General features: G+C 70.8%; 6 protein-coding genes and 1 rRNA gene. All 7 read left to right on the forward strand.

Annotated features, from left to right (window positions below; translation table 11 throughout):
- Positions 1 to 175 precede the first annotated feature (175 nt).
- The 7 genes from rrf (at position 176) to ACFQE5_RS13415 (ending at position 11,413) form a co-directional block, all read left to right on the forward strand.
- A 5S ribosomal RNA gene (gene rrf, locus ACFQE5_RS13385) occupies positions 176 to 292 on the forward strand.
- Between the two features lie 275 nt (positions 293 to 567).
- The gene (gene ssb, locus ACFQE5_RS13390; RefSeq protein ID WP_379585231.1) at positions 568 to 1,167 is read left to right on the forward strand and encodes a single-stranded DNA-binding protein; all 600 of its coding nucleotides are present in this window, start codon (positions 568 to 570) and stop codon (positions 1,165 to 1,167) included.
- Between the two features lie 24 nt (positions 1,168 to 1,191).
- Positions 1,192 to 2,868, forward strand: coding sequence for an energy-dependent translational throttle protein EttA (gene ettA, locus ACFQE5_RS13395; RefSeq protein ID WP_379585232.1), 1,677 nt, complete (start codon positions 1,192 to 1,194; stop codon positions 2,866 to 2,868).
- A 130-nt stretch (positions 2,869 to 2,998) separates the two neighbouring features.
- Positions 2,999 to 5,533 (forward strand): hypothetical protein, encoded by a 2,535-nt coding sequence (locus ACFQE5_RS13400; RefSeq protein WP_379585233.1) that lies wholly within the window; start codon positions 2,999 to 3,001, stop codon positions 5,531 to 5,533.
- A 91-nt stretch (positions 5,534 to 5,624) separates the two neighbouring features.
- A complete protein-coding gene (locus ACFQE5_RS13405; RefSeq protein WP_379585234.1) occupies positions 5,625 to 10,304 on the forward strand; it encodes an NAD-glutamate dehydrogenase in 4,680 nt (1,559 codons plus the stop codon).
- 36 nt (positions 10,305 to 10,340) lie between these two features.
- Entirely contained in the window at positions 10,341 to 10,760 is a 420-nt protein-coding gene (locus ACFQE5_RS13410; protein ID WP_379585235.1) for an acyl-CoA thioesterase, read from the forward strand.
- Positions 10,760 to 11,413: a hypothetical protein gene (locus tag ACFQE5_RS13415; RefSeq protein ID WP_379585236.1), complete on the forward strand. Its 654-nt coding sequence runs from the start codon at positions 10,760 to 10,762 to the stop codon at positions 11,411 to 11,413. The genes ACFQE5_RS13410 and ACFQE5_RS13415 overlap by 1 nt, the downstream gene beginning before the upstream one ends.
- Positions 11,414 to 11,440: the final 27 nt, after the last annotated feature.

The following is an 11,440-nucleotide window of genomic DNA, read 5'->3' on the forward strand; positions in this document are numbered from 1 at the left end:
AAGCCCCGCAAGGGGTGGAGTCGACCGGTACTAATAGGCCGAGGGCTTGCCACAACACGTTGTTCGCATCCACTGTGTGACCCTGAGCACACACCCCCCACCCGAGAACCCTTTCGGGTCCGGGGCCCACCACACAACCAAATACCCACAACACCACAACAGCACGGTTAATGCTGTCGGTGGCGATGGCGGAGGGGAAACGCCCGGTCCCATCCCGAACCCGGAAGCTAAGCCCTCCAGCGCCGATGGTACTGCACCCGCCAGGGTGTGGGAGAGTAGGACACCGCCGACAACCAACCCAAAAAAAATATACGGCCACGGGCCCCCACCACACCGGCGGGGGCCCGTGGCCAATCCGCACCCACACAACCCTGACCCACGTCCTCGGGTGGGCGGGTGCCTGCTGGCTCTCCGGTTCGTCGCGGCAGCGGGACGAGCGCGACGCGACCGCTGATCCTCCTCCCGCCTGCTGGGGTCGGTTGCCCTAGCAGGTTGGTCCGACATCTCGGCAGGATGGGGTGCCGTGTCGTCGGATTCATCCACAATTGGCTCGGACTATCCCCAGAAATGAAGAGGCGCTGTCGTTCGAAGCGTCGCCAGACGAGGCTTGATCCCGTCAGCCAGCTCCAGACACGGGAGAGCGCGATGAGCGATATTTGGACGACGGTCGTCGGCAACATCGCCACCGGAATCAACAGGCGTCGCACGGCCGACGGGGTCGAGCTGGCCAGCTTTCGGGTGGCAAGCAACGAGCGCCGCCTGGATCGAGCGAGTGGAACATGGACGACAACAGGGACGACGTATGTGTCCGTCACAGTGTGGCGGGCCCTGGCGCAGAAAGTCGGGGCGTCGTTCGTCAAGGGTGATCCGGTCATCGTCTACGGCCGGCTGTCGACCCGCGACTACGAGGACAGGGGAGGCCATCAGCGCACCGATGTCTCCATCGATGCCCACGCCGTCGGCCCCGATCTGACCTGGTGCACCGCGGCGCTGGCCCGAACCTCACCGCGCACGTCGTCCGCGCCGCTCGATCATGCAGGGGATCTCGGCGACGAGCGTCCGCACACCAGCGAGGCCGACGAAGCAGACCCGCCCAACCCGGCGGACCCGGTGAGCGGCGACGGAAACGGCCATCTGGTGGGCGTGCTACCGGGCGGCAGGACGTGACCGGGCGGAACTACCATCGTCGTCGTGGCGGAGTTCATCTACACCATGAAGAACGTGCGCCTTGCGCATGGCGACAAGGTCATCCTCGAGAATGCCTCGATCAGCTTCTACCCCGGGGCGAAGATCGGTGTGGTGGGCCCGAATGGCGCTGGTAAGTCGAGCGTGCTGCGCATCATGGCGGGCCTGGACCAAGCGAACAACGGCGAGGCCCTCCTCACGCCCGGTGCAACTGTCGGAATCCTTCAGCAGGAACCGCCGCTGAACGACGAGAAGACGGTCCTTGGCAACGTCGAGGAGGGTGTCGGCGAGATCAAGACCAAGCTCGATCGGTACAACGCCATCGCCGAACAGATGGCGACCGACTACTCCGACGAGCTCATGGAGGAGATGGGTCGGCTGCAGGAGGAGCTCGACCACGCCGACGCCTGGGATCTGGACTCCCAGCTCGAGCAGGCGATGGACGCGCTTCGTTGCCCCCCGGGCGACCTGCCCGTCACCCACCTGTCCGGCGGTGAGCGGCGCCGGGTCGCCCTGTGCAAGCTGCTGTTGTCCAAGCCCGATCTGCTCCTGCTCGACGAGCCGACCAACCACCTCGATGCGGAGAGTGTGCTCTGGCTGGAGCAGTTCCTCGCCTCCTACCCCGGGGCCGTGCTGGCGGTGACCCACGACCGGTACTTCCTCGACAACGTCGCCCAGTGGATCCTCGAGCTCGACCGCGGCCGCACCTACCCGTACGAGGGCAACTACTCGACCTACCTGGAGAAGAAGGCCGAGCGGATGGCCGTGCAAGGCCGGAAGGACGCGAAGCTGCGCAAGCGGCTCATGGACGAGCTCGCCTGGGTGAGGTCGAACCCGAAGGCCCGGCAGGCGAAGAGCCGGTCGCGTCTCGATCGCTACGAGGAGATGGCGGCGGAGGCGGCGCGGTACCGCAAGCTGGACTTCGAGGAGATCCAGATCCCGCCGGGCCCGCGGCTGGGCAACGTCGTCGTCGAGGTCTCGAACCTCGACAAGGGGTTCGACGGCCGGCAGCTCATCAAGGACCTGTCCTTCACCCTGCCGCGCAACGGCATCGTCGGCGTCATCGGCCCGAACGGCGTCGGAAAGACCACCCTGTTCAAGACCATTGTGGGGCTCGAGCAGCCGGATTCGGGGACCGTCAAGATCGGTGAGACGGTCAAGCTCTCGTACGTGGACCAGGGCCGGGCCGGTATCGACCCGAAGAAGACCGTGTGGGAGGTGGTGTCCGACGGGCTCGACCACATGAAGGTCGGCGAGGTCGAGATGCCCTCACGCGCGTATGTCGCGGCGTTCGGTTTCAAGGGTCCGGACCAGCAGAAGCCGGCCGGTGTCCTGTCGGGTGGCGAGCGGAACCGGCTCAACCTCGCGCTGACCCTGAAGCAAGGTGGCAACCTGATCCTGCTCGACGAGCCCACCAACGACCTGGACGTCGAGACGTTGAGCTCGCTCGAGAACGCTCTCGAACAGTTCCCGGGCTGCGCGGTCGTCATCTCGCACGACCGGTGGTTCCTGGACCGGGTGGTGACGCACATCCTCGCCTGGGAGGGAACCGACGAGAACCCGGCGGCCTGGTACTGGTTCGAGGGCAACTTCGAGGCCTACGAGAAGAACAAGGTCGAGCGGCTCGGGGCGGAGGCGGCACGCCCGCACCGGGTGACACATCGTAAGCTCACTCGTGACTGACAGCGATTCCGCGCCACGGCGGTGATCTTCGCTAGCGTGCCGGACTGACCCGGATTGTCCGGGGTTCCGCGGGAGGCTCTGTGACGGCGGTGATCGGGTGACGGTGATCGGGTCCGGCGAGGACGTCCGAATGACGGTCCTGCGGGCGGCGACAGCGCTCCGGTGGACGCGGCCGGACCTCACCGCCGCCCTCGGCGAACACGTGATGCGGCGTGCCGAGGCCGAGGGGGACGACTCGTCCTGGGCGGTCGGTGCCGGGTGGTTGCTGCACGGGCGTTCTGCCATCGGGGACGCCCGGCAGGAGGCCGTCGCCCTGCTCGAGAGCATCGACCGAGGGCCGGACGGCGAGTCGGGCGAGCGGCTGGCCGAGCCGGCGGCGACACGACTGCGGGTCGAACTGGCGGCGGTCGCCCTCGACTGCGGCGAATCCGCCGTGGCGCACACCGTCCTGGGTCCGATCGCGGATGATCCCGGCGCTGCCGCGGACATCCGCTTCGACGCGCTCGTCTATCGCACGCGCGCCGCGCTGTCGGGGCCGTCCGATCAGCTCGACGGGCTCCTGCGGTCCGTCGAGGATGCCGCCGAGGGGCTGCCGGACACGCCCGCATCGGCGGTCGCCGCGCTGCTCCACACCGCGGCCGACCGGGAGCGCGGCCGTCATCACGCGGCAGCGGAGCGAGCCGAGGCAATGCTCGTCGACCTGGGCTGGAGTCCGGCCCGAGGCCCCGCCCAAGCCGGTGGTGACCACCTGGCGGCCGCATTCGCGACACAGTGGATCGGTGCGTTGCTCGACGCGGGCCGTGCGGCGGAGGCGCGGCGGGTGGCGGTGTCCATCGAGCCCCGGCTCGCGGCTCCCACCTTCGCCAGTCGACAGATCGCACAGTTGCGGCTCATGTGGGTCAGCGTGACCACGGGCGTCGACCGGTCCGCGGCGACGGTCGCTGCGCTCAGCCGGGCGGCACAGGAGGCCGCCGACGCGGGTGCGCCGACGCTGGAGGCGGCATGCCGGACCGCGTTGGCGGAGGTGCACGAGGCTGCCGGTCAGCTCGACGCCGCGCTGGCGTCGATGCGGCTCGGCGTGGTGGCTGAACGGCGTGACCAGGAGCGCACCGCACGTTTCCGGGCGATGGCCGGCCGGCTTGCCGAGACGGGACGCCGGGCGCAGCGGCCCCGGCCGGGGATCCTGAGCGCAGCCACGACGGCGTCGAAGCCGACCCCGCATCCGCGCCCGACCACCGAACCGGGCGCGCCGGCGCCGACCCCGGCAGAGCAGACCCCGGTAGGGCAGACGACCACCGAAGCGGCGTCCCTACCCGCGTCGGTTGCGCACACCGATCCCGGGGTCGGTGACGATGAGGCACAGCTGCTGTGGAACGCGTCGGCGTCCGATCCTCGAACGGACGACGCTTCGGGGTTCGCGACCGAGCTGAGCGATTCGCCGCTGGGCGACGCCCTGTTCAGCGAGTGGCGCCACCGCGGGACTCTCTCGGCGGTGAGATGGCCCGCGGCGGAGGCCGACACCCCGCAGGACCACCTCGCGGCTGAGACCTCGAGCGCGTGGGCGGACAGCGCGACCTCGCCGTCGGCCACCGACGCGGCGACGGCCGCACCGGGCCCCGGACCGGTCGTCGATGTCGACACGGAGCCGACAACCGATGCCGCGCAAGCGGCCAGCGACTGGTTGACCGGAGCCATCGCGGAGATCGACCGCGTCTGGGGCGTCCCCGACGCGGCCGGCACCGAACCCGCTGCCGATCCACCGGCACCGGAGCCGGTGGTCGTGCTGGACCTGGTCGCCGACGGCACGCGGGTGACCGGCCGCGCAGCCCGCGCCGCGATGCGGAGGGTCGGCCGAAGGCTCGGCGGCGAGCTACCGCCGGGCGCGCGGATGCGTGACGAAGGGCCGGACGCGGTCGGCGTCATCCTGCCCGCGGCGAGCCATGAGGGGGCGGAAAGCTGGTTGCGCAGTGTGCTCGGTGACCTCGTCGATGGCCTCCCAGCGGCCGACGAGCTCAACGGCGTGCAGCTACGGGCGACGATGGCCGGTTCGGCGCACTCACCGGATGTCGAGATCATGCAGCGACTCGGTTCCGCGCATCCCAGCGAGCAGACCGAGGGTTCGGCGATCGGCCGGACCACCGAGGAGACGCGGCCGCCGGCCGGGCGGCGAGGTGCGGTCGGAGACGATGATCTCCGGGCACCGAGCACCGCCCGCTCGCGGACCTCGGCACGCGGCCGCAGATGGGCGGAGGCCGAGCCGGCCGCAGCGCCCTGCGCGCCGGTGGCGGCTCCATCCAGGGGGACCCGTCATGCCACCGACGGCAGGCCCGCCTTTCGTCCCGGCGATCCGGAGTTCGCGTCCGGCAGCGTCGGCCGCCGCCGGCGGCGGACCTCGGCCGAGACCATGACCCGGCCGCCTGCGGCCACGGCGCCGACCTCCCCTGACTCCGATCGGCCCCGCACCGACCCCCGCGTCGCTGCCGCCGACGTCGAGAGCAGCCACGACGGGCCGTCCGCCGGTGCAGCCACCGACCGCACCGGTGCAAGCGCCCGGGGCGCGGAGACGCCGACCGGTGTCGCGGCACCCGACCCGGATCCGGACCTGTCCAACCTCGGGCTGGCGGACCTGCTGGCCGGTGCGTTGGCCGCCTACCGCGGCATGTGAACACCGGCGGTCGCGTGAGATCCAGATTCAGCCGGGCCGCGGGACTAGGGTGAGGCTAACCGATCACCCGTAGTTAGTGGAGCTGTGGCTGATGAGTCGGACCGGTGAGCAGAACGACGCGGAGACCGAATTCGACCGGCTACGGCGCCTCTACTCGAGACAGACCGCCGCACAGGCACACATCGCTGGTGACACTCACCCGGACCTGGGTGAGGTGGCGCGTGCCCAGCGCGAGCTGGCCGGCCGCAGACTCGCCGGGGAGCCGCTGATCCACGTCACCGAGCGGGACGGTGCGACCGTCGTCGAGATCGTCACCGACGACATGCCGTATCTGGTGGACTCGGTGCTGGCTGCGATCGGCAGGACCGGCGGTGACGTCCGCCGACTCGTCCACCCGATCGTCGTCGTCCGTCGTACGGTGACCGGTGAGCTGCGGGAGGTGCTCGCCGACGCCGACCCCGCCGAGCCGCCCGCGGGAGCGCTGGTCGAGTCCTGGATGCACCTCGACCTCGGCCCCCTCGGCCGGACCACCCTGCTCGAGCAGGAGCTGCGGCAGGTTCTTCAGGACGTGCGCGACGTCGTCGAGGACACCGACCGCATGGTGCATCGCGCCCGCGCGCTCGCCGACGAGCTGTGCGTGGGGCCGCGAACCGAGGAGTCCCTCGCAGTCGCCGACCTGCTGCGGTGGCTGGCCGACGATCACGTCACCTTCCTCGGATACCGGCACTACACCCTGCGCGACGGCACGGACGGTCAGCTGTGCCCCGAGCTGGCCTCGGGTCTCGGAGTGCTGCGCCGCGACACCCTCGCCACCCGCACGCTGGCCCCCGACACGTCCGGCGCCACCGCGCGCGACCTCGTGCTGTTCACCCGCGCCCGCGCCGTGAGCCGGGTGCTGCGTCCGGCCCACCCGTACTACGTCGCGGTGCGGACGGTCGACGAACAGGGTCGGCTCACCGGCGAGCACCGATTCGTCGGCATGCTCACGGTCGCCGCGCAGCAGGCGAACATTCTCGACATCCCGGTCGTCGCACGGCGGGTACGCCACGCCATCCACCGGGCCGGGATCCCGCTCGAGTCCTACTCCGGGCAGCGGATGCTCGAAGTGCTCTCGGTGCTGCCCCGCGAGGAACTGCTCGGGGCGAACGCGCAGACCCTGCACGACATCGCCGTTGGCGTGCTCGGAGTGGCCGGGCGGCGCGTGGTGCGCGCCTTCCTGCGTCCCGACCCCTACCGGCGCTTCGCATCCTGCCTGGTGTACCTGCCCCGCGACCGCTACACGACCTCGTCCCGGCTGGCCATGGCGGAAGTGCTGCGACGCAGGCTTCGCGGCAGCGAGGTCGACTACTCCGCGCGGGTCAGCGAGGCGAGCCTCGCATTCGTGCATTTCACCGTCTACCTCGATGACGATGCCCGCGAGCAGGCGCCGCTCGATGTCGCCGAGTTGCAGGACGAGCTCACCGACGCCATCCGGACCTGGGACGACCGGCTTGCCGACGAGCTCGGCCCACAGGCCACGCCCGAGTTGCTCGCCGGGATCCCCGGGTCGTACAAGGCGGAGGTCGAGCCCGCCGACGCGGTGGAGGATCTGCGCAGGCTGCTTGCCCTGGAACCGGGCGGTCACGCCGTGCGGCTCTACACACCGGCGGGTGCCGAACCCGGCGATCTCGCCGTGCGCCGGTTCACGCTGTACCTCGCCGACGCGCCGGTCACCCTGACCGCGATCCTGCCGTTGTTGCAGGACCTCGGGGTGGAGGTGCTCGACGAGCGCCCGGCCGAGTTCGTCCGACCCGATGGTCGCCGTTGCTGGCTGTATGACTTCGGGTTGCGGCTGGATGAGGCGGGTCGAGTGGGGGTGGGTGAGGAGTTCTGCGCGGCGTTTCGGGCGGCGTGGGCGGGGGAGGTGGAGTCGGATCGGTTCAGTGCGTTGGTGCTGCGGGCGGGTTTGTCCTGGCGGGAGGTAGTGGTGCTGCGGGCGTATGCCCGTTATGCGTGTCAGCTCGGGAGCCCGTACGGGGCGCAGTACATGGCGGAGACGTTGTTGGCGTGTCCGGTGGTGGCGCGGGCGTTGGTGGCGTTGTTCCGGGCTCGGTTCGATCCGGCGGTGGGTGATCGTGAGGGGGTGGTCGAGGCGGCGGTGGGCGAGGTTCGTGGGTTGATCGATGCCGTGGCGGGGTTGGACGCGGATCGGATTCTGCGGGGTTTCTTGGCGTTGGTGGGCGCGACGACGCGGACGAACTGGTTCCGGGAACGGGAGTTCGTGTCGTTCAAGGTGGATCCCGCTGCGGTGCCCGACATGCCGCTGCCGCGGCCGTGGCGTGAGGTGTTCGTGTATTCGCCGCGGTTCGAGGGGGTGCATCTGCGGTTTGGGCCGGTGGCGCGGGGTGGGTTGCGGTGGTCGGATCGGCCGCAGGATTACCGGACCGAGATTTTGGGATTGGTGAAGGCGCAGGCGGTGAAGAATGCCGTGATTGTGCCGGTGGGGGCCAAGGGGGGGTTTGTGGTGCGGGCGGCGGCGCCGGGCCCACAGGAGGTGGCGGCCTGTTATCGGGGGTTTGTGGGGGGGTTGTTGGAGGTGACGGACAACCTGGTGAACGGGCAGGTGGTGGGGCCGCCTGGGGTGGTGCGGCACGACGGGGACGATGCCTATCTGGTGGTGGCCGCGGATAAGGGCACGGCCCGGTTCTCGGATGTGGCCAACGAGGTGGCGGCGGGGTACGGGTTCTGGTTGGGGGATGCGTTCGCCTCGGGTGGGTCGGTGGGGTACGACCACAAGGCGATGGGGATCACCGCGCGGGGGGCCTGGGAGAGCGTGCAGCGGCATTTCCGGGAGCTGGGTGTGGACACCCAGTCCGAGGGGTTCACCGTGGTGGGGATCGGGGACATGTCCGGGGATGTGTTCGGCAATGGGATGTTGCGTTCGCGGCACATCCGGTTGGTGGCGGCGTTCGATCATCGGCACGTGTTCGTGGACCCGGATCCGGATCCGGTGGCGGGGTGGGCCGAGCGGCGGCGGTTGTTCGGGCGGGCGGGTTCGTCGTGGGACGACTACGACCGGACGGTGATCAGTGCCGGGGGTGGGGTGTGGCCGCGCACGGTCAAGGCGGTGCCGGTGGGGCCGCAGATGCGGGCCGCATTGGGGTTGGCCGAGGAGGTGCGGGAACTGAGCCCGCCGCAGCTGATCCGGGCCGTCCTGGCCGCGCCGGTGGATCTGTTGTGGAACGGGGGAATCGGCACCTATGTCAAGGCCTCGACCGAGACGCACGCCCAGGTCGGGGACAAGGCCAACGACGCGGTCCGGATCGATGCCGACCAGTTGCGGGTGCGGGTGGTCGGCGAGGGCGGGAACCTGGGGTTCACCCAGCGCGGCCGGATCGAGTTCGCCCGCCGTGGCGGGAAGATCAACACTGATGCGGTGGACAACTCGGCCGGGGTGGACTGTTCCGATCACGAGGTGAACCTCAAGATTCTGCTCGATCGGCGGGTGCGGGCGGGTGCGCTGGACCGCCCGGCGCGGGACGCGCTGCTGGCCGAGATGACCGAGGAGGTCGCCGGGCTGGTGCTGGCGCACAACCGCAGCCAGAACGCGGTGCTCGGGGTGGCCCGGGCGCACGCCCCGGAGATGGTCGGGGTGCACGCCCGGATGGTCACCGACCTGGCCGGGCGCACCGGGCTGGACCGGCAGCTGGAGGTGCTGCCCGACCCGGACGGGTTCGCTGCGCTGGAGGCGGCCGGGCAGGGCCTGACCGGCCCGGAGTTGGCCACCCTGCTCGCGCACACCAAACTCGACCTGACCCATCGACTGATCGACACCGACCTGCCCGATGCGCCCGCCTTCGCCGCCCGGCTGGCCGACTACTTCCCCCGCCCGGTGCGCGACCGGTTCGGCGCCGCGCTGACGGAACACCCCCTGCGCCGGGAGATCCTGACCACCCTGCTGGTCAACGAGATGGTCGACGGCGCCGGGATCAGCTACGCCTTCCGGCTCGGCGAGGAACTGGCCACCGACCCCGCCGACGCCGTCCGCGCCTACACCGTCACCACGACCGTCTACCAGCTCCCCGCGCTGTGGGGCGCCACCCGCACCGCCGACATCCCGACCACCCTGGCCGACCGGATCATCCTCGAATCCCGCCGCCTGCTCGACCGCGCCTCCCGCTGGTTCCTCACCAACCGCCCCCAACCACTGGCCACCAACGCCGAGATCACGCGCTTCGCGTCCACGGTCGGAGCGTTGCGGGGGCAGCTGTCCGGGCTGCTTTGCGGCCGGGAGCGCACAGCCGTCGAGGCGCAGGCCGAGGCGTTCGCCGCCGACGGCGCTCCACCGCAGCTGGCCCAGGAGGCGGCGCAACTGGTGTACGGCTACGGGTTGCTCGACGTCACCGAGCTGACCGAGCTGTCCGAACGCGACCGGGAACCGCGCGAAGCGCACGAGGTCGCCGCGCTGTACTACGCACTCTCCGAGCACCTGAGCATCGATCTGGCGCTCACGTCCGTCACCGCCCTGGAACGCGGAGACCGCTGGCACCAGCTCGCGCGGCTCGCGCTGCGCGACGACCTGTACGGCTCGCTGCGCGCGATCACCCTCGACGCGCTGCGGGAGAGCGCGCCCGGAACACCGACGGCGGAGACGATCGCGCGGTGGGAGCGGTCGAACGCCTCGCGACTGCTGCGGGCGCGGGCGGCCCTGCACGAGATCAACACAGCGGGTCAGCTCGACCTGGCGACCCTCTCGGTGGTGTCCCGGCAGCTGCGTGGGCTGGCCCGCTGACGGAGGAGTCCCCCCTGGTTTGAGAGGGTGTCCGGCGTGGCTCGCTACGTCGCACGGGTCCCGTTGCGCTGGACCGACCAGGACTCCTTCCACCACGTCAACCATGCCCGCGCGGTGACCCTGCTGGAGGAGGCCCGGATCGGACTGCTCTTCGACGAGGCCTCGGCCGCGGGCGTGACCGGCTTCGCCGCCGGGGTGGTCGTCGCCGGGCTCGAGGTCGACTACCGGCGGCAGATCCCGTACCGATCCCATGCGCTGCGGGTATGCATGTGGGTGCACCAGGTGCGCGCCGCCTCGTTCCTGATCGACTACGAGCTGCACGACGGGCCGGACGAGTCCGACGCCGTCGCGGTCGGTGCGCGCACCCGGATGGCGCTGTTCGATCTTGCTGCTCAGCGACCGCGCCGGATCACCGCCGAGGAGCGCGCATTCCTCGACCGCTGGGGCGAAGCATGATGACCACGACGGCCCTGCGCCTGGCCGACGCCGTCGAGCGTGACGACCTCGGCGCCTTCACCGCACGGGTGGTGCGGCTGGACCCGGCAGCACAGGTGCGGCTGCGGTGCGTCGGTCAACGGGTGACCGCCTGGGCGTCGACCCCCTTCGATGTGCTGGCCACTCGGTCGGTCCACGGCACCATGCAACCCGCCGACGTGACGGTACCCGCGTCCGGGCTGCTCACGGCGCTGGCGGTGGAACGCGCCGACCCGATCGACCCGGGGCCCGGCGGCGCCCCGTGGCAGCCGCCGTTCCCGCCCGACGAGGGTTGGTCCTTTGTCGACAACGTCCCCGCGGCCGAACTGGAGCGGCTCACCGAGCGCGGATTGGCCCTGGCTCGTGAACACGCGGGCCCCCTCGGCCCCCCCGCGTCGTTACTGGATCAGGCGGTGCTGACCGTGCAAGGTGAGTCCGGGCCCCCGGTGAAGGTGCCGACGCGCTGCTTGTTCGCGCTGTCCGGGATGGGATTCCTGGCTCCCGCCGAGCACGGCGCGGGGGACGCGCCGGCGATGGTCCGGGTGTCCGCGACCTCGTCCTGGCTGCGTCTCGACGCCCGCTACGGTGCCGTGGTGCGCAGGCGGATCATGGCGCTGCCGCTCTATCCGACCTGATCACGCGGACCTGTGAGTGCGTAACAG

The organism is Pseudonocardia hispaniensis (genome assembly GCF_042658695.1).
Taxonomy (GTDB): Bacteria; Actinomycetota; Actinomycetes; order Mycobacteriales; family Pseudonocardiaceae; genus Pseudonocardia; species Pseudonocardia hispaniensis.